This window comes from Arthrobacter sp. sptzw32, assembly GCF_059089735.1.
This window is the reverse complement of sequence record NZ_JBNHEZ010000001.1, coordinates 668,495-690,839: the sequence shown is the minus strand read 5'-3', so window position 1 is coordinate 690,839 and position 22,345 is coordinate 668,495. Positions and strand designations below refer to the sequence as shown.

Annotated in this window: 22 protein-coding genes; 5 read left to right on the top strand and 17 right to left on the bottom strand. The window is 65.8% G+C overall.

Going from position 1 to position 22,345, the window contains the following annotated elements; translation table 11 throughout:
• Window positions 1-43: 43 nt before the first annotated feature.
• From mutM to coaD, 5 genes are all read right to left on the bottom strand, one after another.
• Window positions 44-1,003, bottom strand: coding sequence for a bifunctional DNA-formamidopyrimidine glycosylase/DNA-(apurinic or apyrimidinic site) lyase (gene mutM, locus AC5RVN_RS03310; RefSeq protein ID WP_494039964.1), 960 nt, complete (start codon window positions 1,001-1,003; stop codon window positions 44-46).
• Window positions 1,004-1,008: 5 nt separating this feature from the next.
• Window positions 1,009-1,737 carry a ribonuclease III gene (gene rnc, locus AC5RVN_RS03305; protein WP_494040148.1) on the bottom strand — a complete coding sequence of 243 codons (729 nt, stop codon included), beginning with the start codon at window positions 1,735-1,737 and terminating at the stop codon, window positions 1,009-1,011.
• A gap of 20 nt (window positions 1,738-1,757) precedes the next feature.
• Window positions 1,758-1,961 (bottom strand): 50S ribosomal protein L32, encoded by a 204-nt coding sequence (rpmF, locus tag AC5RVN_RS03300; RefSeq protein WP_009356569.1) that lies wholly within the window; start codon window positions 1,959-1,961, stop codon window positions 1,758-1,760.
• Window positions 1,962-1,997: 36 nt separating this feature from the next.
• Entirely contained in the window at window positions 1,998-2,522 is a 525-nt protein-coding gene (locus AC5RVN_RS03295) for a YceD family protein (RefSeq protein ID WP_494040149.1), read from the bottom strand.
• A 123-nt stretch (window positions 2,523-2,645) separates the two neighbouring features.
• Complete coding sequence (gene coaD, locus AC5RVN_RS03290; RefSeq protein ID WP_494039965.1) at window positions 2,646-3,146, bottom strand: pantetheine-phosphate adenylyltransferase; 501 nt, start codon at window positions 3,144-3,146, stop codon at window positions 2,646-2,648.
• 42 nt (window positions 3,147-3,188) lie between these two features.
• Between coaD and AC5RVN_RS03285 the strand changes: the two genes are divergently transcribed.
• Both AC5RVN_RS03285 and AC5RVN_RS03280 read left to right on the top strand, forming a co-directional pair.
• Window positions 3,189-4,418: an aminotransferase class I/II-fold pyridoxal phosphate-dependent enzyme gene (locus tag AC5RVN_RS03285; protein ID WP_494137068.1), complete on the top strand. Its 1,230-nt coding sequence runs from the start codon at window positions 3,189-3,191 to the stop codon at window positions 4,416-4,418.
• Window positions 4,418-5,206 carry a spermidine synthase gene (locus AC5RVN_RS03280; protein WP_494106443.1) on the top strand — a complete coding sequence of 263 codons (789 nt, stop codon included), beginning with the start codon at window positions 4,418-4,420 and terminating at the stop codon, window positions 5,204-5,206. Before AC5RVN_RS03285 ends, AC5RVN_RS03280 begins: the two co-directional genes overlap by 1 nt.
• Here AC5RVN_RS03280 and rsmD read toward each other — a convergent pair.
• The 4 genes from rsmD to thiL are packed head-to-tail and all read right to left on the bottom strand — an operon-like array spanning window position 5,203 to window position 10,190.
• Window positions 5,203-5,838 carry a 16S rRNA (guanine(966)-N(2))-methyltransferase RsmD gene (gene rsmD / locus AC5RVN_RS03275; protein ID WP_494039968.1) on the bottom strand — a complete coding sequence of 212 codons (636 nt, stop codon included), beginning with the start codon at window positions 5,836-5,838 and terminating at the stop codon, window positions 5,203-5,205. The two genes, AC5RVN_RS03280 and rsmD, sit on opposite strands and share 4 nt — an antisense overlap.
• 45 nt (window positions 5,839-5,883) lie before the next feature.
• Window positions 5,884-8,148 carry an ATP-dependent DNA helicase RecG gene (locus AC5RVN_RS03270; protein WP_494106444.1) on the bottom strand — a complete coding sequence of 755 codons (2,265 nt, stop codon included), beginning with the start codon at window positions 8,146-8,148 and terminating at the stop codon, window positions 5,884-5,886.
• Complete coding sequence (locus AC5RVN_RS03265; protein ID WP_494039970.1) at window positions 8,138-9,124, bottom strand: DAK2 domain-containing protein; 987 nt, start codon at window positions 9,122-9,124, stop codon at window positions 8,138-8,140. The genes AC5RVN_RS03270 and AC5RVN_RS03265 overlap by 11 nt, the downstream gene beginning before the upstream one ends.
• 22 nt (window positions 9,125-9,146) lie before the next feature.
• The gene (gene thiL / locus AC5RVN_RS03260; RefSeq protein WP_494039971.1) at window positions 9,147-10,190 is read right to left on the bottom strand and encodes a thiamine-phosphate kinase; all 1,044 of its coding nucleotides are present in this window, start codon (window positions 10,188-10,190) and stop codon (window positions 9,147-9,149) included.
• 105 nt (window positions 10,191-10,295) lie between these two features.
• On the opposite strand from thiL, the gene AC5RVN_RS03255 reads away from it, so the two are divergent.
• Window positions 10,296-10,799, top strand: coding sequence for a DUF3515 domain-containing protein (locus AC5RVN_RS03255; RefSeq protein WP_494039972.1), 504 nt, complete (start codon window positions 10,296-10,298; stop codon window positions 10,797-10,799).
• A gap of 86 nt (window positions 10,800-10,885) precedes the next feature.
• Here the strand turns inward: AC5RVN_RS03255 and AC5RVN_RS03250 are convergent, their stop codons facing one another.
• From AC5RVN_RS03250 to leuC, 6 genes are all read right to left on the bottom strand, one after another.
• A complete protein-coding gene (locus AC5RVN_RS03250) occupies window positions 10,886-12,034 on the bottom strand; it encodes a D-alanine--D-alanine ligase family protein (protein ID WP_494106445.1) in 1,149 nt (382 codons plus the stop codon).
• A 2-nt stretch (window positions 12,035-12,036) separates the two neighbouring features.
• Entirely contained in the window at window positions 12,037-13,107 is a 1,071-nt protein-coding gene (locus AC5RVN_RS03245; protein ID WP_494039974.1) for an NAD(P)H-dependent glycerol-3-phosphate dehydrogenase, read from the bottom strand.
• Window positions 13,079-13,855, bottom strand: a complete 777-nt coding sequence (locus AC5RVN_RS03240; RefSeq protein WP_494106446.1) for a lysophospholipid acyltransferase family protein — start codon at window positions 13,853-13,855, stop codon at window positions 13,079-13,081. The genes AC5RVN_RS03245 and AC5RVN_RS03240 overlap by 29 nt, the downstream gene beginning before the upstream one ends.
• Window positions 13,856-13,865: 10 nt before the next feature.
• Window positions 13,866-15,191, bottom strand: a complete 1,326-nt coding sequence (gene murA / locus AC5RVN_RS03235; protein ID WP_387546289.1) for a UDP-N-acetylglucosamine 1-carboxyvinyltransferase — start codon at window positions 15,189-15,191, stop codon at window positions 13,866-13,868.
• A 150-nt stretch (window positions 15,192-15,341) separates the two neighbouring features.
• Window positions 15,342-15,944 carry a 3-isopropylmalate dehydratase small subunit gene (gene leuD, locus AC5RVN_RS03230; RefSeq protein WP_494039976.1) on the bottom strand — a complete coding sequence of 201 codons (603 nt, stop codon included), beginning with the start codon at window positions 15,942-15,944 and terminating at the stop codon, window positions 15,342-15,344.
• Between the two features lie 8 nt (window positions 15,945-15,952).
• On the bottom strand, window positions 15,953-17,407 hold the full coding sequence (gene leuC / locus AC5RVN_RS03225; RefSeq protein WP_494137067.1) for a 3-isopropylmalate dehydratase large subunit: 1,455 nt from the start codon (window positions 17,405-17,407) through the stop codon (window positions 15,953-15,955).
• A 113-nt stretch (window positions 17,408-17,520) separates the two neighbouring features.
• On the opposite strand from leuC, the gene AC5RVN_RS03220 reads away from it, so the two are divergent.
• Both AC5RVN_RS03220 and AC5RVN_RS03215 read left to right on the top strand, forming a co-directional pair.
• Window positions 17,521-18,240, top strand: a complete 720-nt coding sequence (locus AC5RVN_RS03220) for an IclR family transcriptional regulator (RefSeq protein WP_066292257.1) — start codon at window positions 17,521-17,523, stop codon at window positions 18,238-18,240.
• A 59-nt stretch (window positions 18,241-18,299) separates the two neighbouring features.
• Window positions 18,300-18,851 (top strand): DUF1697 domain-containing protein, encoded by a 552-nt coding sequence (locus AC5RVN_RS03215; RefSeq protein ID WP_494137066.1) that lies wholly within the window; start codon window positions 18,300-18,302, stop codon window positions 18,849-18,851.
• Window positions 18,852-18,897: 46 nt separating this feature from the next.
• On the opposite strand, the gene AC5RVN_RS03210 is transcribed toward AC5RVN_RS03215, so the two are convergent.
• Both AC5RVN_RS03210 and AC5RVN_RS03205 read right to left on the bottom strand, forming a co-directional pair.
• Window positions 18,898-20,514, bottom strand: a complete 1,617-nt coding sequence (locus AC5RVN_RS03210; protein ID WP_494137065.1) for a GTPase — start codon at window positions 20,512-20,514, stop codon at window positions 18,898-18,900.
• The gene (locus AC5RVN_RS03205) at window positions 20,511-22,292 is read right to left on the bottom strand and encodes a dynamin family protein (RefSeq protein ID WP_494106449.1); all 1,782 of its coding nucleotides are present in this window, start codon (window positions 22,290-22,292) and stop codon (window positions 20,511-20,513) included. The genes AC5RVN_RS03210 and AC5RVN_RS03205 overlap by 4 nt, the downstream gene beginning before the upstream one ends.
• Window positions 22,293-22,345 lie beyond the last annotated feature (53 nt).

Genomic DNA, 22,345 nt, shown 5'->3' with positions numbered 1-22,345 from the left:
AGCGGCAGGAAGGCCGCGGATTGGACCGGTTGCGCGGCCTGAACTACCAGCGTCCGTTGCGGGGACGGGGCTGGCACACGGGACAGGTGTGCGAGGAACGGTTCATGAACTGCTCTCGGCGGATGGTTGCGTGTATTCCGGCAGCGGAACAGCGCCTGCAGGGCTGGCCTTCCCGCCCGTAGGCGTTGAGGGACCGGTCGAAGTAGCCGGAAGCGCCGTTGACGTTGACGTACAGCGAATCGAAGCTGGTTCCGCCCGCGGCCAGCGCATCCAGCATGACCTCACGGGCGCTGCCCAGTACCCTCTCCGCTTCCGCACGGCGCAGGGTGTCGGTGGGCCGGGCGTAGTGGAGCCGGGCACGCCACAGGGACTCGTCCGCGTAGATGTTTCCGATGCCTGACACGAGGCCCTGGTCCAGCAGGGCCCGCTTCAGTCCTGTCCTGCGTTTGCGGAGGCGCCGGTAAAAGAGGTCGAAGGAAAACGCCGGATCCAGGGGGTCCCTGGCAATGTGCGCCGCCTCCTCTGCGATCAGCGGCAGGGGCAACTCAGCCAGGCCACCCGGGCCGCCGTCGTCCGTTGGAACCAGAGCCGTGACGAACAGGCCACCAAAGATGCGCTGGTCCACAAAGCGCAACTGTTCCGGCATGCCTTCGCACGGGCTCAGCCGGAACCGTACCTTGAGGTGTTTCTCGTCGGGGACACTGACGTCCTGCATCAGCAGCTGGCCGCTCATGCCCAAGTGCGCCATCAGCGCCACCCGCGGGCCGCCGTCGGGTTCCTCAGCCCCTGCGGCCGCATCAAGCAGCGGCATCCAGAGGAACTTGCCCCGCCGCACCACGTCCGCAACGGTTGCACCCTGGAGGTTTCCGACGAAGTCTTCGGTACCCAGCGCGTGACGGCGGATCGAGCGCTGGTCGAGGACTTCCACGTGTTCGATGGTCCTGCCGCGGACCCAGCTCACCAGGCCGCGGCGGACCACCTCAACCTCGGGAAGTTCAGGCACGCCGGCTACTTGGCGGCTACGGAACCGGGAGACTTGCCGGCCGGCGCGGAACCGGCGCTGCCGGTAAGGGCCCGCCAGGCGTCGGCGGCAGCTTCCTGCTCCGCTTCCTTCTTGGAATGTCCCGTGCCTTTGCCATAAGCCTTGCCGCCAATGTGCAGGGCAGCGGCGAAGACCCGGGCATGGTCGGGCCCGGAGCCGTCCACGGCATAGTGGATGGTGCCAAGCTGGCGGCTGGCTGCCAGTTCCTGGATGCTGGTTTTCCAGTCCGTCCCCGCGCCCAGGGCGGCGGCGTCCTTGAGCAGGGGCCCGATCAGGCGCATCACCAGCTGACGGGCCGTCTCGATGTCGTTGGAGACGTAGGTGGCACCGATCAGCGCCTCCATGGTGTCAGCCAGGATGGAGGCCTTGTTTTTGCCCTCGGTGAGCTTTTCGCCCTGTCCGAGGTAGATGTAGTCGCCAATGCCGAGGCTCCGGCCGATGCCGGCGAGGGCACGGGTGCTGACCACGGCAGAGCGGCGCTTCGCGAGATCTCCCTCCGGAAGGTCCGGGTTGTCCCGGTACAAAGCGTCCGTGACGGAGAACCCCAGGATGGAGTCGCCCAGAAATTCGAGCCGCTCATTCGTGGGGATGCCGCCGTTTTCGTAGGCGTAGGAACGGTGCGTGAGCGCAAGACGAAGCGTCCCGGCGTCAATAGAGACACCGAGACGCTTCAAAAGCTCTTCAGTTGAAGACATCATGTCAGCCGGAGGGCCGATTAGACGTCCGCGACCTTGCGGCCCTTGTACTCAAGGAACAGCGCGGTGCCGGCCGAGTCGGTAACGACCTTTGCCTGGTGCGGCAGGCTGTAGGTAACCTGGCCATTCTCCACGGTCTTCACCAGGTGGGGGGCGGTCGCCTTCCACTGCGAGCGGCGGGCGCGGGTATTCGAGCGAGACATTTTCCGCTTGGGAACAGCCACGGCTAACTCATTTCTCTCTAGACAAACACGTACAAATCAATTTTGCCGGTCAGGCTTAGCCATATCAGCTAGGGCAGCCCAGCGAGGATCCAAGACCTCGTGGTGGTGCCCCGGCTCGTCTTCCAGGCGCGCTCCGCATTCGGAGCAAAGGCCCTGGCAGTCTTCCCGGCACACCGGCTGGAACGGCAGATTGGTGACAACCGCGTCCCGCAACACCGGTTCAAGATCGATTACATCGTGCTCGACTCGACGTTGCTCTTCATCATCTTCTCCGTCCGAAAGCTCCACGCCTTCATAGAAGAAAAGTTCTTGCACATTGACCTCAAGGTCATACGCAAGGGGATCCAGGCATCGACCACATTCACCGGTTACCCCGGCAAGGGCGGTTCCTGATACCAGAATTCCTTCGTGTACGGCCTCAAGCCTCAGATCCAGCTCGATATCCGAGCCTTCCTGAACACCAATAAGCGCCACACCGAGATCACCCGGTGCGGGTACATGTTCCTTCAGTGTCCGCATGCTTCCCGGACTGCGTCCGAGGTCCTTGACGTCGAACGCCAGGGGCGAACCAGCATCTCGTTTAATGAGAACTCCTGTTGAACATATGACCGACGTACCATCTTAGCCTGAAGAGCCACGGGGACTCAAACCAGGCAGCCGGCGGCGCCGAAGTACCGGACCAGCCTACCCTCTCTGCTGCTGTTCCGGCGCCGGCTCGCCCGCAAGCATCCGCCGGTGCACGGACCTGGGTACGTATTCCGAGACATTGCCGCCCAGGCCGGCAACTTCCTTGATCAGGGTGGATGACAAATGAATGTAGTGGGCCTCGGCCGGCAGGAACACTGTTTCCACGCCGCTGAGCTGGCGGTTCATGGTGGCCATGGGAAGCTCGTAGTCGAAATCCGAAGAGGACCGGAGTCCCTTGACGATCGCCGAGACGCCGCGCTGGCGGCAATACTCCGCGAGAAGTCCCTCCCCTACGGGTTCCACCACGATGCCCTTCAGCGAGGCCAGGGTTTCCCGTGCCATGTCCAGCCGATCTTCCAATGCGAACCTGTACTTCTTGGCCGGGTTGGTGGAGACCGCAACGAGAACTTCATCAAAAAGGCCCGCAGCCCGGGCAATGACCTCAAGGTGGCCATTGTGGATGGGGTCGAAGGATCCTGGGCAGACAGCTCGTCTCATGTTCCGAACCTACCCATAAAAAGGCCGGGATACCATGACTGGATGCATCCACGACGGGAAGTTTCCACCCCTGCAGCCCCGGCCCCCTGGCAGCGGACGGCACTCGGAGCCAACCTTCTGGGGCCTGACGGCGCGTTGGGGGTCACGATCTTCGAAGAGATGACCACACTTGCGGTCCGGACCGGTGCCATCAACCTGGGCCAGGGTTTTCCGGACGAGGATGGACCGTTGGCAGTCCGGGAAGCAGCCCGGGCGGCCATCACGTCCGGAGCAAACCAGTACGCACCGGGCAAAGGCGTCGTGGAACTCCGGGAAGCAGTGGCTGCCCACCAGGAAAGGTTTTACGGCCTCACCCCGGACCCGCAGACCCAGGTGGTGGTTACCACCGGGGCCACCGAGGGCATCGCCGCCTCCCTCCTGGCGTTTGCCGGACCCGGCGACGAGGTCCTGACCTTCGAACCCTTTTATGACTCCTACGGCGCAATCATCGGCCTGTCCGGTGCTGCGCATGTGACCGCGCCCCTGCTGGCTCCGGACTTCATGCCGGACATGGCAGCGCTGGAGGCGGCCTTCACCGGGCGGACACGGGTGGTGCTGCTGAACAATCCCCATAACCCCACCGGCGCCGTCTTTCCCCGCCCGGTGCTGCAGCGAATCGTCGACCAGGCCCGGAAGCACGACTGCCTGATCGTCAGTGACGAGGTGTACGAACACCTCACGTTCGGCCACCGGCACGTGCCGGTGGCCTCCCTGCCGGGAGCCAAAGACAGGACCATCACCATTTCGTCTGCCGGGAAGACCTTCTCCCTGACCGGCTGGAAAATCGGCTGGCTCACGGGCCCGGAAGAACTTGTTTCCGCTGTGCGCACCGTTAAACAGTTCCTCACCTACAGTTCGGGCACGCCGTTCCAGGCGGCCATCGCCACCGGGCTCGGCATGCCGGACGATTTTTTCCACGGCATTGCCGCTGAGCTGATGCACAAGCGGGACATCCTCAGTGAAGGCCTCCGGGCCGCGGGCTTCGACGTTTTCAACCCCCAGGGAACCTACTTCGTCAACGTTGACACGTCACCGCTGGGCATCCGCGACTCAGTGGAATTGGCGCGCAAGCTCCCTGGCCTGGTTGGCGTGGCCGCCATTCCGGTTCCTGTCTTCTGCCACCCGGAAGGGGCAGAGAGGACCCGGAGTCTGCTGCGGTTCGCGTTCTGCAAGAAAACCGATGTCCTGGAGGAAGCCGCCCGCCGGCTGTCCACGCTCAGGAACCGGCTCTGATGCCTGCACGCAGCGGCGGGCGTGCGGAGCGGTTTTTGCGAACTACCGGACAGCACGCAACCATCGAACCGGACGCTTTCATTGACGGCAGCTTCGTGCTCAGCATTGGCGGCGCGGAGCAGTCCCACGTAAACCTGGTCCGGCCGGAGGAGATCTTCTATGAGTACCTGCGGCGGATCGGGCACCTGGTGGATCTGGCTGCCCCTGCCGGCACACCGGTGACGGCGCTGCATCTGGGGGCCGGGGCACTGACCTTGGCCCGCTATATCCAGGCCACGCGGCCGGGGTCCGTCCAGCACGCGGTGGAGCTGGAACGTGAACTGCTGGATTTTGTCCTGCGCCAGCTGCCCCTTCCGGAAGGGACGGACCTGCATACCACCATCGGGGACGCCCGCGGCGCCCTTGCTGAACTCGAACCCGGGTTGCTGTTCGACGTCGTCATCCTGGACATCTTCTCCGGCCCCGAAGCGCCCGAACATCTCGCCTGCGCCGCGTTCTACGGCGAGGTTCGGGATCGGCTCACCCCGCACGGGCTGCTGATCGTCAATGTGGGCGACGAGCCCGGGCTTACCCTTGTCCGCAGCCAGGTCGCAGCCATGCGGCAGGCGATGGGCGACGTGGCGGCGTTTGCTGAAGCCGGAATGTTCGACGGCCGCTACCCGGGCAACATCGTCCTGGCCGGCACCCAGACGTCCTGGCCGGACGGCTGGTCTGCGGAATTGCTGTCCCGCGGCCCGCATCCCGCCAAGGTCCTGGCCGGCGTGGACCTGGACGCTTTGACGTCCTAGTCCCGGTCAGCGGCGTCGTGGCTGACCGGGTCCTCGTCAACAACGTCCGGATCGATGGCGTCCGGCACAAAAGGCTCCGCAAACCAGAGCCGGGTCTCGCCGTATTTTTTCTCTGCGAAACGTGCCAAACCACTGGGCCAGCCCGGTTCCGGTGAGCGGGATGAACGTTCCACCACCACCACAGCGGCCGGCGAGAGGTGGGCAGCGAGCTTTTCCAGTACGGCGGACAGCGCCACCTGCTCCAGCGGATAGGGCGGGTCCAGGAACACCAGGTCCCAGGCCGCGGTGTCGTCGGCGCGCTCAAGGAAGGGCTCAACTTTGGAACGGTGGACCGTCACGGCTTTGCGCCCCAGTACCCCGTTGATGAGGTCGGCGTTGCGCTGGCAGACGGCGCTCGCCTTGGCATCAAACTCCACCAGGTCCACCGTCAGGGCTCCCCTGCTGCCGCTTTCCACCCCGAGCGACCCCGAACCAGCGTAGAGGTCCAGCACCCGCGCCCCGCTGATGACCTCAAAGGCATCCAGCCGCGAGAACAAAGCCTCCTTGACCCGGTCCGTGGTGGGCCGGGTCAAGGAACCCGGAACCGACTGCAGAGGCGTACCGCCAGCGGCACCGGCAATGATGCGGCTCATTGGGCACCTGCGCCTGCGCCGCGGCCTGCTTCTGGTTTGTGCGTGCTAACCGCGTTCAAGGAAAGCCTCCTTCTCGGGGTTGAGGTACTTGTCTATGGCCTCGGCCAGATCCGGGTGCGCACGCAGCGAGGGGTCTTCGGCCACGATGTGCTGGGCGTCGTCACGGGCGCGGCTGATGACAGCTTCGTGTTCGAGCACGCGCAGCAGCTTCAAAGTGGAACGGCCTCCGGACTGGGAGGCGCCCAGGATGTCACCCTCACGGCGCAGCTTGAGATCCTCCTGGGAAAGTTCGAAACCGTCCGTGGTGGCCGCAACAGCGTCCAGCCGTCGCCGGCTGGGGTGTTCAGGCTCCAGTGCGGTGACCAGCAGGCAGGTCCCCGGCAGGCCTCCCCGTCCCACCCGTCCGCGGAGCTGGTGCAGCTGGGAGATGCCAAAGCGGTCGGCGTCGAGGATGACCATGAGGGTGGCGTTGGGTACGTCCACGCCCACTTCGATCACCGTGGTGGAGACCAGCAGCTTGACGCTGTTTGCCGTGAAGCCGGCCATGTTGGCGGACTTCACTTCGGGCGGCTGGCGCCCGTGGAGTGGTGCCATCGGGACCCCGGAAAGGGCGGGCTCGTCCAGGAGCTGTTCGACGACGGCGGTAACTGACGCCAGTTCCCGTCCGTTTTCCCCGTCGGAGCCTTCATCCAGGTCGGCTTCCCCGGGGCTGAAGTCGCCGTCGTCGTCGGCCCCGATCTTGGGACACACGACGTACACCTGGTGGCCGGCATCGATCTCCTCCCGTGAACGGGCCCAGATGCGGCCGGCCCAGGCGGGATTCTCCGCCAGCCCCACCAAATGGGTGCTGATCGGTGCCCTGCCCTCGGGAAGCTCGTCCAAGACGGACGTTTCAAGGTCCCCGAACACCGTCATGGCAACGGTGCGCGGGATGGGCGTAGCAGTCATGACCAGCAGGTGGGGCGGCTTCCTGGCTTTGGCCCGGAGCGCATCCCGTTGCTCCACGCCGAAACGGTGCTGCTCATCCACCACGATCAACCCCAAATCGTAGAAGGTGACATTGCCGCTGAGCAGGGCGTGGGTGCCGATGATGATGCCGGCGGTCCCGGAGGCGGCGTCGAGCAGGGCCTGCTTGCGTGCCGCGGCCGGCATGGAACCTGTCAGCAGCGTGACCTGGACGGAGGCGTTATCGAGCCCTCCCAGCAGGCCGTCCCTTGAAAGCGGCCCCAGTGCGCGGCGGATCGACTCGAAGTGCTGCGCGGCGAGGACCTCGGTAGGCGCCAGCAATGCCGCCTGCCCTCCGGCGTCCACCACCTGCAGCATGGCGCGCAGCGCCACGACGGTCTTTCCTGACCCAACTTCGCCCTGCAACAACCGGTTCATGGGGCAGTCGCGGGCCAGTTCCGCGGCGAAAGTTGTCCCGACGGCGGCCTGTCCGGCTGTGAGGGTGAAGGGGAGGCCGGCATCAAAGGCGGCGAGCAGTCCGTCAGGGACGGGCCGGCGTGCAGTGGCTTCCTCAGCGGCGAGCTGTGCGCGGCGCCGGGCCAGGGCGGACTGCAGCACCAGCGCTTCGTGGTACCGGAGCCGGTCCCGTGCCCGCTGCCAGTCGTCAGGGGATTCCGGAACGTGGATGAGCCGGTACGCCTGGGCAAGCGGAAGGAACCCTTCGCGTGCAGCGACCGCGGGCGGGACGGGATCAGGCAGGGCGTCGAGGTCCACGGTTTCAAGCAGGGTTGAAATGGCTTTCTGAATCTTCCAGCTGGGAAGTTTGGACGTGGCCGGGTAAACCGGAACGGGCATGGCCGCGAGTTTTTCAGGGTCCTGGACGCCCTGGCTGAAAGGGTCCTCGTCGAGGAGCTGGAAGTCGGGGTTGGTCAAACCCAGGACTCCCTTAAAGCTGGTGACCTTTCCGGAGAACAGGGCCCGGCGTCCGGGCAGGAGTTCGGCTTTCGCTTTGTAGCCGTTAAAGAAGCTGATTTTGAGGGTGCCGGGGACTTTGCCCCGGTAGTCTGTGCCGCCAACCAGCCGCAGCCCTTGCTGCCCGTCGTCGTCGGAGACCACCACGTCGGTGATTGTCCCCCGGCGGGCCTGCATGGACCTGGTGCTGCTGGAAAGCACCCTGGCAATGAGCGTGACTTCCTCGTCCCGCGGAATTTCGTTGATGGGTGTCAACTCTCCCCGGGACATGTAGCGGCGCGGGAAATAGTTCAGCAGCCCGTCCACCGTGGTGATGCCAAGGTGCTTTTCAATCACCGCCGCGGAACGTTTGCCGATGCGGCGTTCCAGCGCGAGGTCCAGTTCAGCGCTCATGCCCACTGGAGTTCACTGCATCCGTTTGCGGTCCCTGCGGCAGGGTGAGTTCGCTGATACTGATCTGCACCGGATCACCAAGGGAGCGGATGATGGCAACAGCCGGTTCAGGGGCAGGGACGTGGACGTGGACGCGCCAGCGGTAGTTTCCCTCGCTGTCGGAACCGCTGCCCACCTGGCTCATGATGACCGACTCGCCGATCTCGTCAAGCTGCTGGCGAAGCGTGGCGGCCTGCAGCGGTGAGAGGCTGATGGTGCACATGACTTCGACGCCGTCGTCGTCCGGCAGCGCCGTGTGGATGTGGGGATCGGACACGTCATAGCCGTGGAGCCCATCGAGGAGTTCGCTTTGGAGCTCCTCGCCCAGGACAGCAGACCGAAGGCAGTCCAGGATCAGGAGCATCCCTACTCCGCCGGCATCCACGACGCGCGCGGTGGTCAATGCGTCCAGCTGGTCCTCGGTGCGGATGACGGCAGCGAGGGCGGCTTCGACGGCGGCATCGAGGGCCAGCCCGAGGGCGTGGTTGCTGTCATCGCCGTTCTGCCCGGCATCCACGGCGGCGGCGGCGCGGGCAGCGGCCTCCATGACCGAAAGCATCGTTCCCGGGACGGGATCGCTGAGCGCCGACCAAGCCCGGATCTGGGCGCGGTTCAGGGCTGCAGCCAGCAGTGTCGACGTCAGCCGGGTGTGCCCTGCCAGGGGCTCGGCCGCCGCGCAGAGGAACACTGAGAACAGGGTGCCGGAGTTGCCCCTTGCCTCCTCCAGGGCCGCCTGGCCGGCGCCGGCCAGCACAGCGCCAACGTCCAGGTGTGCGGCCTGGTCATCCGCGGCTGCAGCAGCCTGGGAGGCCGCACGGACAGTAAGGTACAGGTTGGTGCCCGTGTCGCCGTCAGCCACGGGAAAGATATTGATGGCATTGAGGCGGTCGCTGTGGTTCCCCAGGACGGTCTCCGCCTTGCCCAGCCACCTCTTCATCGCTTGCGCGTTGGCGGCAACCTTAGTGTGCAAAGTGATCCCATCCCCCGGTGTCCGCGGATTGGCCCGCTGTTTTGACGCTCGGGCTTTCGTTGCTTCCCAATGCTTGTATCGAGCCTATCGCAGTGAATACGGCCGGAAGCTGAACGCGCGGTGGGAATGTGGCGAGCAGTCCGTGGTCTTCCCCGCCACCAAGAACCCACGCCATCGGATCGGTCTCCAACAGATCCGAGGCAGGCCGCAGCACGTCCGCCAGCGCCCTCAGCGGCGCGGCGTCCAGGTCAATGGTGATGCCGCTGGCCGCCGCCAACCGTAGCCCGTCCCGCAGCAGGCCGTCCGAGACGTCCAGCATGGCAGTGGCGCCTGCGCTCCGGGCGGCAGGCCCGGCAGCCAGTGGGGGCCGGGGCCTGCACTGGCGATCCAGGAAGACCCGCTGTTCAGGGCGAAGGGCCTCGATGTTGACAGCGGACTCAAGAAGTGCCAGGCCGGCAGCCGCGTGCCCCGCAGTTCCGGCAAGGGCCACGACGTCACCGGGTTGCGCTCCGGACCGCAGAACCGCGTGGTGGCCGTCGAGCGTCCCCAGGACCGCCACGGTGACGGAGATTTCCCTGCCCCTGCCCAGATCACCTCCGGCCACGGAACACCTGGTGGCGCCCAAGCTCCTGATGCCGGCCGTCAACCCATCCGCCAGGTCCTCCACCCAGGCAACCGGTGTCTCCGGGGTGAGGGTAAGGCTGACCACCAGGGACGTGGCTGCAGCTCCCATGGCATTGATATCGCTGAGATTCTGCGCTGCCGCTTTCCAGCCGACATCAAAGCCGGTGGTCCGGTACCCGTTGGGCCACTCCAGCCGGAAATCCTGGTCCTGCACCTGCGTGTCGATGCTGATGACCGTCCTCCCGTCAGGGGCCGCCACCACAGCGGCATCGTCCCCGGGACCGAGCAGCGTGGCTTGGGCGTGGTCCCCTCCCATGGACAGGCGCGGGAAAATCCGCGCCAGCAGCTCGGCTTCGGAGAGGGCTGCGACGGGCGGATGCTCTTGGATTGTCAAACGCTTTTCAGGCACGCCACTACGCTACAGCGGGCCCCCGACATTGGCGGCCTGCGCCCATTCAGGTACCGCACGGGCAGTGCGTCCGGGACAACCCGGCTGCACCGATAGTCTTGGAGTATGCACCGCCCAACGCTTCCCTTGCCCGCCCGCGTTGCCGGGATGGCGGTGATGGGGACTGTTGCTTGCCTGGCCCTGGCTGCCTGCTCCCCCGCCGTCGACGTTCCCCCAGCCCGGGATGCGGCAAACCCGGCCTGCGCTCCCATGATGGTGGCCTTGCCGGAAGCCATCGGTGACGCTGCGTTGCGCAAAACGAACAGCCAGGCCACCGCGGTGTGGGGCGAACCCTCCCTGGTGGTTCTTCGCTGCGGAGTCAACGTGCCGGGCCCCACGACGGACCGCTGCGTCACGGTCAACGGAATCGACTGGGTGATCAAGGAAGGCGACCCCGTCTGGACGCTGACAACCTACGGCCGGGAGCCCGCCACCGAAATCCTTCTGGATCCGGACAAGATCAGCTCCGCGACGGTCCTAGCCGATCTTGCCGTCGCCGCAGGAGAAATCCCGCCCACCCGGAACTGCGTGGGCCAGGAAGAGCTCCAGGACCTGCCGCAAAGCCAGTAGTGGGGCCCACGCCCGCCGGCTTCCCTGGCCGAAGCGAGGTCAGGGGCGGGTAGGGAGGCTTCAGCGCCGGCGATCCAGCCCGGAATTCAGCGGAGGCCGGTCTTGCGGTTCAGGGCGAGGTGAATAAGTTCGTCAATGAGCCCGGCGTAGTCCAGACCGGATGCGGCCCACATTTGCGGGTACATGCTTTTCGGGGTGAAACCCGGCATGGTGTTGATCTCGTTGATGATCAGCTGGCCGTCCGGGGTGTAGAAGAAATCAACCCGGCTCAGGCCCTCAGCCCCCACCGCGTCAAAGGCGGCTGCGGAAAGTTCGCGCACCCGGGTGATCGCTTCTTCAGGAAGGTCTGCCGGGCAGCTGAGCGAGGCCGCGTCGTCCTCAACGTACTTGGCGTTGAAGTCGTAGAACTCGTGGTTTCCCCCGGCCACGGAAATTTCGCCGGGCATGGAAGTCCGGGGAGCGTCGGTGCCCCTGCCTTCCAGCACCGCGCACTCGATTTCGCGGCCAACAATTCCAGCTTCAATGACCAGTTTGAGGTCGTGCCGCCGGGCTTCTTCGATGGCGGCGTCCAGTTCGTCCAGCGAATCAACTTTGGAGATGCCCATGGACGATCCAGCCCGTGCCGGCTTAACAAATACGGGGAAGCCGAGCCGGTCCACCTTTTTCCGCACGGATTCGGCATCCTTGCTCCACTGCCGGTCCGTTACCGCGATGTAGGGGCCCACCTGGAGGCCCGCGGCTTCGAAGACCACTTTCATGAAGTGCTTGTCCATGCCCACTGCCGAAGCCAGGACGCCGGCCCCGACGTACCGGGTGTCCGAGAGTTCCAGCAATCCCTGGATGGTTCCGTCCTCGCCGAACGGGCCGTGCAGCAGCGGGAACACCACATCCACGGTGCCGAGTTCCTGCGGAACCTCGTTCGGGGAGGCAACGATCAGCTGGTGTTCACCGCCGATCTGGGCCAGCGTCACGGTCTGCTGCGACGGAACCACCTCCGGCAGCGAGGATGCGGCGAGGGACCACTGGGCGGTATCGGCGGCAGCCAGCACCCACTGCCCCGACTTGGCGATCCCGATCGGTATGACCTCGTACTTATCCCTGTTGATCGCACCAAGAACGCCGGCGGCAGTGACACAGCTGACGGCATGTTCGCTGGAACGGCCGCCGAAAAGTACCGCCACCCGGGGCTTTGCCCCGCCGGCCGGCTCTGTTGCGGTCAGTTTGTCATGGGACATTGTCAGTAATCGCCTTCAGGTTTCAGTTCCCGGGCCAGCAGGACCGGCCCCAGTTGGTCAACGGACAGCTTGCCTGCCAGCACGGCAACGACGGCAGCCGTGATGGGCATCTCCACGCCAAGCTGTTTTGCAAGATCATGTACGGCCTGGCCGGACTTAATGCCTTCGGCAGTCTGGGTCATTTTCTGGCCCACCTCCTCCAGCGTGAGGCCCTGGCCCAGCAGCCGTCCGGCGGTGTGGTTCCGGGACAGGGGTGAGGAGCACGTTGCCACGAGGTCGCCCAGGCCCGCGAGTCCGGCCATCGTTTTCGCTTCCCCGCCCAACGCCAGGGCAAGGCGGGATGTTTCGGCGAGGCCACGGGTGATCACGGAGGCTTTGGTGTTGTCCCCCATTTGCCTGCCTTCACAGATGCCCACCGCCAGCGCAATGACGTTCTTGACGATGCCGCCGATCTCAACCCCGACAATGTCCGAGGTGGTGTACGGCCGGAAGTACGGTGCGGTGCAGCTGCGTGCGATCCAGCCGGCAGCAGCCGCGTCGGTGCAGGCCACCACTGAGGCTGTGGGCTCTTCCCGGGCGATCTCCATGGCAAGGTTCGGCCCTGAGACGATCGCAATGCGCTCGGTGGGCAGGCCGAGTTCCTCGCTGATGACTTCGCTCATCCGGGCGTCGGTTCCCACCTCAAGGCCCTTCATGAGGGAAACCACCATGGCGCCGGGCGCGATCATGTCTTTCCATGCGCGCAGCTGCGGCCGCAGCGACTGGGCCGGCACGGCCAGGACCACCAGATCTGCCCCCTCGAACACGTCACGGACGTCGGTGGAAGCAGTAATGCTCTTGGGGAGGGCGATTTCCTTCAAGTACTGCGCGTTGCGGTGGACCGTGTTGATTTCCTCCACCACTTCGCTCCGCCGGCCCCAGATCCGGATGGCGCGCTGCTCGCCTGCTGCAGTGGCAGCATCGGCCAGGATCTTGGCGAACGTCGTCCCCCACGACCCTGCACCCAGGATCGCGACGGACCGGGCTGAACCGGGGTGGTTCCCCTCAGGAGTCACCGGCCGTCCGTTCGCCATTTTGCTGCTGCCCGCGCTCCACGAAGCGGCCGTGCTTCGCCTGCTGCTGCCTGGCCGGATCCCAGCGCTCCGCGGGAGGCTGCTCGCCCCTGATGTCTGCGAGCAGGGCGGTGATGGCATCCATTATGGCGTCGGTGGCCCCGGCCAGCGTTGCCTTGTCCAGGGGACGGCCGGTGAAGGCGCTCAGGTCGACGGGCTCGCCCACCACCACCCTCGACTTCTTGCGGGGGAACAGGTGAAACCGCTTACCGTAGCGCGGGAACACTTCGTGCGCGCCCCAGTGTGCAATCGGAACCACCGGAATATTCCCCTCGAGGGCCAGGCGCGCCGCGCCGGTGTGCCCCTTCATGGGCCACAGGTCCGGATCGCGCGTGAGGGTCCCCTCGGGATAAATAATGATGGCGCCGCCTTCGGCAACAATTTCCTGGGCCACCTGCAGCGAACGGTTCGCACCCGCCGTCGAGCGTTCCACCGGCACCTGCTTGGTGGCCCGCAGGACCCAGCCCAGGACCGGAACCTTGAACAGTCCGGACTTCGCCAGGAAATGGGGGGCGCGCTTGTGGTTGTAAAGGATGTGGCCGATGATCAGCGGATCAATCTCGGTACAGTGGTTGGGCGCTGCGATAAAACCACCGGCAGGCAGCTTTTCGGTGCCTTCCCACTTTTTGTCCATCATGAGGTTGAACACGGGGCGCACTATGGCCGCGACCACGGCGAGGGTGGCGCGGCTCTTGGCCGATTCCTTCACTTCGGTACCGCTACTTCGCCGTGGTGATGTCGAAATCGGCGCCGAGTCCGGCGAGCTTTTCGGTGAAGCGCTCGTAGCCCCGGTTGATGATGTCGATCCCTGTCACGCGGGAGGTTCCGGTTGCGGCCAGTGCCGCGATCAGGTGGCTGAAGCCGCCGCGGAGGTCCGGCACGTCGATGTCGGTTCCCTTGAGCTGGGTGGGCCCCGAAATCACCGCGGAGTGGAGGAAATTGCGCTGGCCGAACCTGCAGGGGACGCTGCCCAGGCATTCCCGGTGCACCTGGATGCTGGCGCCCATCCGGATGAGGGCATCAGTGAAGCCAAACCGGTTTTCATATACGGTCTCGTGGACAATCGAAACGCCCTCGGCCTGGGTCAGCGCCACCACCAGCGGCTGCTGCCAGTCGGTCATGAAGCCGGGGTGCACGTCCGTTTCCAGGACCAGCGGGGTGAGCTTTCCGCCGCGGTGGTAAAAGCGGATGCCTTCCTCGCCGATGTCCATGCCGCCGCCCACCTTGCGGTAGGTGTTGAGGAAGGTCATCATGTCGCGCTGGGAGGCGCCTTCGACATAGATGTCGCCTTTGGTCACCAGTGCAGCCGACGCCCACGACGCCGACTCGTTGCGGTCCGAAAGCGCCCGATGGTTGTAGCCGCCAAGATCCCGGACACCTTCGATGCGGATGGTGCGGTCGGTCTGGACGCTGATGATCGCGCCCATCTTCTGCAGGACGGCGATGAGGTCGATAATTTCCGGTTCGGTTGCGGCACCGGAAAGTTCCGTGATGCCCTCCGCGCGCGTGGCGCTCAGCAGCACCTGCTCGGTGGCGCCGACAGAGGGGTACGGCAGGGAAATCTTGGCCCCGTGCAGGCCCTTGGGAGCGGAAATGTGGATGCCGCCGGGCCGCTTTTCCACTACTGCACCGAACTGGCGGAGCACGTCCAGGTGGTAGTCGATGGGGCGGTCGCCGATCTTGCAGCCGCCAAGGTCGGGGATGAACGCTTCGCCAATGGCGTGGATCAGCGGGCCGCAGAGCAGGATGGGAATCCGGGAGTCGCCGGCGTGAGCGTCGATGGCCGTGCTGGGGGCCGTTTTGGCCGCTTTAGGGTCCAGGGTCAGGTCCCCGTTCACCGGGTCCTTGACCACGGTGACTCCGTGCAGCTGCAGGAGGGAGGTGACTACCTCCACGTCCTTAATTTCCGGCACATTCCGCAACACCGACGGCTCGTTGCCCAGCAACGCCGCCACCATGGCCTTGGGAACGAGATTTTTCGCTCCCCGGACGGTGACGCGGCCAGTAAGCGGGACTCCGCCGCGGATGGTCAGAACACTACTCATATACCGGTTTCCTAACGATGACTAGCCCCAAGATCCCTGCAAAGGCTCCAACCAAGCATAGGAGGTTGCGTTACCGAACCGAAATACGCGGGCGACGGCGGCAGGGCGTGGCGCGCCGCCGCCGCCCCCGTCACGGCTGCTTGGGCGGGCTCAGGAAAGGCGGGCCGGCAGTGTTTTCGGCTTGAAGGCAGGGCGGGTCGCCTCGTAGGCAGTGATGTCTGCCTCATGCTGGAGTGTCAGGCCGATGTCGTCCAGGCCTTCGAGCAGGCGCCACCGCGTGTAGTCGTCGATTTCGAAGGGTGCCACGATGTTACCGCAGACCACCGTTTTGGACACAAGGTCCACCGTGACTTCGGTCCCGGGAGCGTTCTCCAGTTCTTTCCAGATCAATTCGATGTCGTCCTGGGCCACTTCGGCGGCGAGCAGTCCCTGCTTGCCGGAGTTGCCCCGGAAGATGTCGGCAAACCGGGAGGAGAGCACAGTCTTGAAGCCATAGTCCTTCAAGGCCCAAACGGCGTGCTCACGGGAGGATCCTGTACCGAAATCCGGCCCGGCCACCAGGACCGAACCGGCGCTGAAGGGCGCCTGGTTCAGGATAAACGCCGGGTCCTTGCGCCACGCTGAGAACAGGGCGTCCTCGAAGCCCGTGCGGGTGATGCGCTTGAGGTACACAGCGGGGATGATCTGGTCCGTGTCAACGTTGCTCTGGCGCAGCGGGACGCCGATTCCGGTGTGGGTGGTGAACTTTTCCATGGCGTGTCCTAGGCTGCGTTCGTGCGGGTGGCGGCTGATTCAGGGGCCGGATCAAGGTCCGACGGCGAGCTGAGCGTGCCACGGATGGCTGTGGCAGCGGCGACCACCGGCGACACCAAGTGGGTGCGGCCGCCCTTGCCCTGGCGCCCTTCGAAGTTGCGGTTGGAGGTGGAGGCGCAGCGCTCCCCCACTTCCAGCTGGTCAGGGTTCATGCCCAGGCACATGGAGCAGCCTGCGAAGCGCCACTCCGCCCCGAAGTCCTTGAAGACCCTGTCCAGGCCCTCAGCCTCGGCCTCCAGCCGGACCCGCGCCGATCCGGGCACCACCAGCATCCGGATGTTCGGGTCTTTTTGGCGCCCGCGGATGATGTCTGCAGCGGCGCGCAGGTCCTCCATGCGGGAGTTGGTGCAGGATCCAAGGAAGACGGTATCAACCCGGATGTCCTTCATGGGCGTGCCGGCCTCGAGTCCCATGTAGTGCAGGGCGCGTTCGGCTGCGGCCTTCGCGTTTTCATCGCCGAAGTCCTCGGGGGACGGCACCGATTCAGACAGCGAAACGCCCTGCCCGGGATTGGTGCCCCAGGTGACGAACGGTTCCAGCGTGTCGGCGTCCAGGTCCACCTGCGCGTCGAAGACAGCGTCGTCGTCGGAGCGGAGCGTGTTCCAGTATTCGACGGCGGCGTCCCAGTCAGCGCCTTCCGGGGCGTGCGGGCGGCCCTTCATGTAGTCGTACGTGGTCTGGTCCGGCGCCACCATGCCGGCGCGCGCGCCGGCTTCGATGGACATGTTGCAGATGGTCATGCGGGCGTCCATGGACAGCGCGCGGATTGCGGAGCCCCGGTACTCCAGGACGTAGCCCTGGCCGCCACCGGTGCCGATTTTGGCGATGACGGCGAGGATGATGTCCTTGGCCGTGACGCCGGAGCGCAGCGTGCCCTCAACGTTGATGGCCATCGTTTTGAACGGCTTCAGCGACAGTGTCTGGGTGGCCATAACGTGCTCCACCTCCGAGGTTCCGATGCCCATGGCCAGCGCTCCGAAGGCGCCGTGCGTGGAGGTGTGGGAGTCACCGCAGACAACAGTCATGCCCGGCTGGGTGAGGCCCAACTGCGGGCCCACCACGTGCACGATGCCCTGCTCGGCGTCACCCAGGGAGTGGAGCCGGACACCGAACTCGGCGCAGTTGTTGCGGAGCGTCTGGATCTGGGTGCGGCTGGTGAGATCGGCGATAGGCTTGTCAATGTCCAGAGTGGGAGTGTTGTGGTCCTCCGTGGCGATGGTCAGGTCCGGCCGGCGCAGTTTCCTGCCTGCCAGCCGGAGGCCCTCAAAAGCCTGCGGGGATGTGACCTCGTGGACAAGGTGGAGGTCGATGAAGAGAAGGTCGGGCTGGGCATTGGCACCGTCGCCGTCACCCTTGCGCACCACGTGGGCGTCCCAGACTTTCTCGGCCAATGTGTTTGCCATGGCCATCTCCCTTCACTGCTGTTTGGCTGTTGAGGTCCACTGAACCAGTACGCCTTCGCACTGCGCCAGCCGAAAGATTTGCATCTCAGATAATGAGACGGCAATATCATTACATGGACAATTCTAGTGGAGTCGGTGTCATTGATAAAGCGGCCCATGTACTTGATGCACTCGAGGCCGGCCCCACTACTTTGGCGCAGCTGGTGGCAGCCACCGGGCTCGCACGGCCCACTGTCCACCGCCTTGCCCTTGCCCTCGTGCACCACCGGCTGGTGAGCCGGGACATCCAGGGCCGATTCGTCCTGGGAAGCCGGCTGGTTGAACTTGCCTCGGCTGCAGGCGAGGACCGTTTGATTGCTTCCGCCGGGCCGGTGTTGATGCAGCTGCGCGATGCCACGGGCGAAAGTGCGCAGATCTTCCGCCGGCAGGGCGACTGGCGCGTCTGCGTCGCCTCCGCCGAGCGCCCCATCGGATTGCGCGACACCATCCCGGTGGGAACGCAGCTGTCCATGAAGGCAGGATCCGCGGCCCAGGTACTCCTCGCGTGGGAGGACCACGACCGCCTGCTCGAAGGGCTGCAGTCGGCCCGCTTCACACCCACCGTCCTGGCCGGCGTACGACGGCGGGGCTGGGGACAAAGCCTCGGCGAACGCGAGCCGGGGGTCGCCTCAGTTTCCGCACCGGTGCGCGGTCCGTCAGGCAGGGTCATCGCCGCTGTTTCGATCTCCGGACCAATCGAGCGCCTCACGCGGCAGCCCGGCAGGCTGCATGCCGAAGTGGTCTGCAACGCGGGCCGGATCCTCACCGAGGCCCTGCGCAAGAACAACGACTGAACCGGAACAAGGACAAGTGACCGCCTGAGCTTTGATGGGCGGCGGCTAGTATTTCCGCCATGGGCAGCTATGCAGTGTTTCTTCGCGGCATCAACGTTGGCGGCATCAATATCAAAATGGCGGACGTCCGGGAGGCGCTGAAGGGTGCCGGGTTTTCCGATGCCCGTACCCTGCTTGCCAGCGGGAACGTTGTCCTGGCCAGCAGCCTGGATGCGGCTGCCGTTAAGCGGGAGTGCGAGAAGTGCCTTCGCGATGCGTTTGGTTATGACGCCTGGGTGGTGGTGCTCGATGCAGCCCGGCTGGCCGAACTCGTGGCAGCTTGCCCGTACCCGGACGATGACAAAAGCACCCACACCTACATCACGCTTTCCTCGGACCAGGCGATGCTGGATGAACTCGATTCCGCTGGGGCTGCCCTGGAGGGGGCGGAACAGACGAGGTTGGGTTCCGAGGCACTGGCCTGGCTGGCGCCGGCGGGGGGAACGCTGGCCAGCCCCTTCAGCAGCATCACGGCCAAACCCAGGTTCAAAGCCTCCACCACAACCCGGAACCTGCGTACCCTCATCAGGGTCCGGGACGCGGCTGCGGAGCTGGCAGCCGCCGGCAAGTAAGAGGTTCCCGCCTTCCAACCCGGCCTTGCCGCAGCGGATATCCCGCTTATCCGGCCCGGGCCGTCTTCAGCGCGGCGTTGAAGGCGGAAAGCCTGGTGACTTCCACTTCCACGGGTTCCACTACAAGTTCGTGTGCCACCGCTGCCACTGCAGCATTGAGCCGTTTCCTCGCCTTCGCCGCACGCGCACCCGCAGCTGCAGCGGCAATAAAACGGCCGGTTATGGCCAGGAGGACTCCCAGGACCACCCCGGCTGCGATCATCAGCGTGGGCAGCGGCCAGCCTTCAAGCCTTGGCACCTCCGGAACGGGCATCTGGAAATAGCCGAGGACGGCCAAAACGGCGAGCCAGCCAAGGCCTCCCAGCGCCGTCAGCAGCGCCAGCCACTGCACCACGTTGAACACGCCCCACCACCATGACTTGCGGTTCGCGGCAAGATCGGTTCCGGCGATGGCCTGGTCGAGCGCGTCAGGAAGGCGTTCCCTGCCCTCCCGGGCTGCTCCGCGGATGGCGGCACGCCACGGCCCCGGCGCGCCGGCACTGGCGGTGTCGGCGAACTCCCGGACGGCTGCGTCCGTGCGTGCGCGCTCCGGCGCTCCTGCCGGCGGCAGCGAGGTCCGGTTCAGCTCAGACGGAGCCCCGCTTCGCAGGTTGAGCCGCCGCAGCGGATCGGGCCGGAACCGGGACAGCCACCTGGTCACCGGCCAACCGGTGCGCTTTACTGACTCAAGCCGGTAAGACTGGCTTACCGCCCGGACCACCGTGGGAACGTTGGCAGCTACGGCGAGCTCATCGGCCAGGCGTTCCTTTGCGGCCGAACGGACCCCTGCCGCTTCTCCCCCGCCGGACACCGCAGCCAGGTCAGCTGACGCCCTGGTGATGTCGGCAGCAAGCCGTTCGGACTGGGCCTTGCGCTTCACAGCTACGCTCCGGATGGCCGTGCGGACTTTGTCCACACCTGCACCGGTCAGGGCCGAGGCCGCCAATACCTGGACCTTCGCCAGTCCGTCCCGGGCAAGGATGGCCCGCAGCGATTCCAGGACGGGCTGCACGTCACGCTCCGGAAGCCTGTCCACCTGATTGAGGACCACCAGCGTGACGGCGCCGTGCGAGGCCAGACGCGACAGGAAGTCATTGTGCACCGCGGCGTCTGCGTACTTTTGGGGGTCAAGCACCCAGACGAGGACATCCACCAGGCCCACCATCCGCCGAACCACCTCGCGGTTTGCTGCCCGGGTGGAATCGAAGTCGGGCAAATCCAGCAGGATCAGGCCCGTCTCCTCATCAGCGAACCCTTCCACAGCTGCGGCGTGGTGCCGGTTGCGGACCTCCAGCCAATCGAGGAGGGGGTCGCTGCCCTCAGCTCCCCACACCCCCGCCAGGGGTTCGGACGTCGTGGGCCGGCGCGCCGCCGCCGTCGCAATCTCAGCTCCGCTGACCGCATTGAACAGGGACGACTTGCCGCTTCCGGTGGCGCCGAAGAACCCCACCACGGTGTGGTCCGCCGAAAGCGACCGCCGTGAACTGGCGCGTTCGAGGACGGTGAAGACTTCCTGGAGGGACTCATCGGGAAGGACGCCCTCGCCCAGCCCGCGGGCATCGTTGAGGGCCGAAAGCCTGCGGTCGAGCCGAGACGCTTCGCGGGTGTCGCTGTGGCGGCTCATGCGTTGTCCGCCAGACGGACCAGTGCGTCCGCGTGCGCGGCAAGGGTCTGCGGGGCGCTTTCATCGCGCTCGGGCAGCCGGGAAAGAAACTTCTGCCGCTCATCCTGCAACAGGCGCTGGCAGCGGTCGTGAAGGTCCTCGCGTGCTTTTTCGGCCATGCGACGGACGGCGTCCTCGCCGAAAACCGCTTCGAGCAGCCGCTGGCCAACGACGGCGGTTCCGCCCGCCACTCCGATTTCGAGTCCTGTCAGTCCGGCAGTCATCGAGAACACAACGATCATCAGGGCAGCACCCAGGCCATTGATACCGAAGGACAGCCAGCGCGCCTGTGTCCGTTTTCCCTGTCCTTCGGTGCGGATCAGTTCCATTAGCGCTTCCTGCCAGGCCCTGATCTCGGCCGCGGTCCTGTCCTCGAAGCCCGGCGTAGTGCCGGAAAGATCGTCCGTTCCCAGCAGTTGGCGCCCGGCGGGGTCAGTCCGCCAGCGCTGGTCTGTGTCCTCGGCGGCATTTGCGGCTTCGTCGACGATGACAGCCTGCAGCCCCGTCTCGATCGCTGCCTCAACCGTTACGGCCGGGGCAGGTTCACCACGGAAAAAGGCGCCCAACCGGTCCCGGAGCCGGCCGACGTTCTGTTCCAGAGTTCGGAAGAATTCGCCGGTTCCCACAAAGTCCTGCCAGCGGGCAAGCACTTCTCCCCGCAGCAGGGCTCCGTCCCTGGTGGCCTCGAGGATCCGGTTGGCAGCATCACGGTAGGCCGCCACCGCTGCGGCTTCGAGGCTGTCCCCGGCGGCCTGCTGCTCCCGGGCGGCCTGGGCCACGGCAGCCACACGGCCGGCCAGCGCCCGGACAGTCCCGTTCAGCGTGCGCCGGGCGATGTCGGAACGGCCGGCGGCATCCGCCGCCAGCGCGCCAAGCCATGTCCGCAGCGGGAGGACGGCGGCGGCCGGCAGCATGCCCAGCGGATCCAGGGGGGCTTCCGGGATAATGAACAGTTGTGCCCCGCCCAGGCCCTCACGGTCCAGCAGGGCGCGCAGGTCCTCGCTGACTTCCGTTTCCGCCCCTGGCGGTACCCGGTCAAGGACAACCGCGACCATGATGTCCCTGGAAGCTGCGTTTAGGAGCAGTTTCCAGGGGACGGCGTCGGCGTAGCGGTTGGCGGTGGTGACGAAGATCCACAGATCGGCGGCGGCGAGGAGCTGCGCTGCCAGCTTGCGGTTGTCATCAGAAATTGAATCGACGTCCGGGGCGTCCAGGACGGCAATACCGGCCGGAACTGCGGGGTCGGCCACCAGGACGAGGGAAGACATTGCACCGGCGTCCGGCACGGCTCCCGCCCTGCTTGCCGGCACCGGGCTGCTGGCAGCGTAGCCCCGGATCCGGCTGAGGCTTGGCAGGACGCGTTGTCCTTCAAACCAGGCGGCCTCGGACGGGTGGTGCAGGAGGATGGGCTGGCGGGTGGTGGGCCGGATAGCGCCGGACCGGGTGACGGGGTGGCCAACCAGGGCGTTGACGAGGGTCGACTTGCCCGCACCTGTGGAACCGCCCACCACTGCCAGGAGCGGGGCATCAAGGCTGCGGTACCGGGGAAGGATGTAGTCGTCGAGCTGCGCCACCGCCCCGCCCGCATCACGCCGCGCCTGCTCCGCGTCCGGCAACGCAAGCGGAAGTGCCGTGCCTGCAAGGTCATCCCGGACCTCTTCCAGCAGCGTTACTGCTGCCAAAGCCGGCGGGGCCGCCTGCGCATCGTTCGGGTGGTCTTGCTCGTTCCGGTAGGTCACAGCAACATCATGCCAGTTCAGGTCGGCGCTGGTGGGGTTCCTTCGCAAAGCCC

What these genes read in the sequence shown, in the direction of transcription:
- rnc (WP_494040148.1), bottom strand. Translation starts at nt 1,737, where the DNA reads ATGTCTTCAACTGAAGAGCTTTTGAAGCGTCTCGGTGTCTCTATTGAC.
- coaD (WP_494039965.1), bottom strand. Translation starts at nt 3,146, where the DNA reads ATGAGACGAGCTGTCTGCCCAGGATCCTTCGACCCCATCCACAATGGC.
- AC5RVN_RS03285 (WP_494137068.1), top strand. Translation starts at nt 3,189, where the DNA reads ATGCATCCACGACGGGAAGTTTCCACCCCTGCAGCCCCGGCCCCCTGG.
- AC5RVN_RS03280 (WP_494106443.1), top strand. Translation starts at nt 4,418, where the DNA reads ATGCCTGCACGCAGCGGCGGGCGTGCGGAGCGGTTTTTGCGAACTACC.
- rsmD (WP_494039968.1), bottom strand. Translation starts at nt 5,838, where the DNA reads ATGAGCCGCATCATTGCCGGTGCCGCTGGCGGTACGCCTCTGCAGTCG.
- AC5RVN_RS03270 (WP_494106444.1), bottom strand. Translation starts at nt 8,148, where the DNA reads ATGAGCGCTGAACTGGACCTCGCGCTGGAACGCCGCATCGGCAAACGT.
- AC5RVN_RS03265 (WP_494039970.1), bottom strand. Translation starts at nt 9,124, where the DNA reads ATGAAGAGGTGGCTGGGCAAGGCGGAGACCGTCCTGGGGAACCACAGC.
- AC5RVN_RS03255 (WP_494039972.1), top strand. Translation starts at nt 10,296, where the DNA reads ATGCACCGCCCAACGCTTCCCTTGCCCGCCCGCGTTGCCGGGATGGCG.
- AC5RVN_RS03250 (WP_494106445.1), bottom strand. Translation starts at nt 12,034, where the DNA reads ATGTCCCATGACAAACTGACCGCAACAGAGCCGGCCGGCGGGGCAAAG.
- AC5RVN_RS03245 (WP_494039974.1), bottom strand. Translation starts at nt 13,107, where the DNA reads ATGGCGAACGGACGGCCGGTGACTCCTGAGGGGAACCACCCCGGTTCA.
- murA (WP_387546289.1), bottom strand. Translation starts at nt 15,191, where the DNA reads ATGAGTAGTGTTCTGACCATCCGCGGCGGAGTCCCGCTTACTGGCCGC.
- leuD (WP_494039976.1), bottom strand. Translation starts at nt 15,944, where the DNA reads ATGGAAAAGTTCACCACCCACACCGGAATCGGCGTCCCGCTGCGCCAG.
- leuC (WP_494137067.1), bottom strand. Translation starts at nt 17,407, where the DNA reads ATGGCAAACACATTGGCCGAGAAAGTCTGGGACGCCCACGTGGTGCGC.
- AC5RVN_RS03220 (WP_066292257.1), top strand. Translation starts at nt 17,521, where the DNA reads ATGGACAATTCTAGTGGAGTCGGTGTCATTGATAAAGCGGCCCATGTA.
- AC5RVN_RS03215 (WP_494137066.1), top strand. Translation starts at nt 18,300, where the DNA reads ATGGGCAGCTATGCAGTGTTTCTTCGCGGCATCAACGTTGGCGGCATC.
- AC5RVN_RS03210 (WP_494137065.1), bottom strand. Translation starts at nt 20,514, where the DNA reads ATGAGCCGCCACAGCGACACCCGCGAAGCGTCTCGGCTCGACCGCAGG.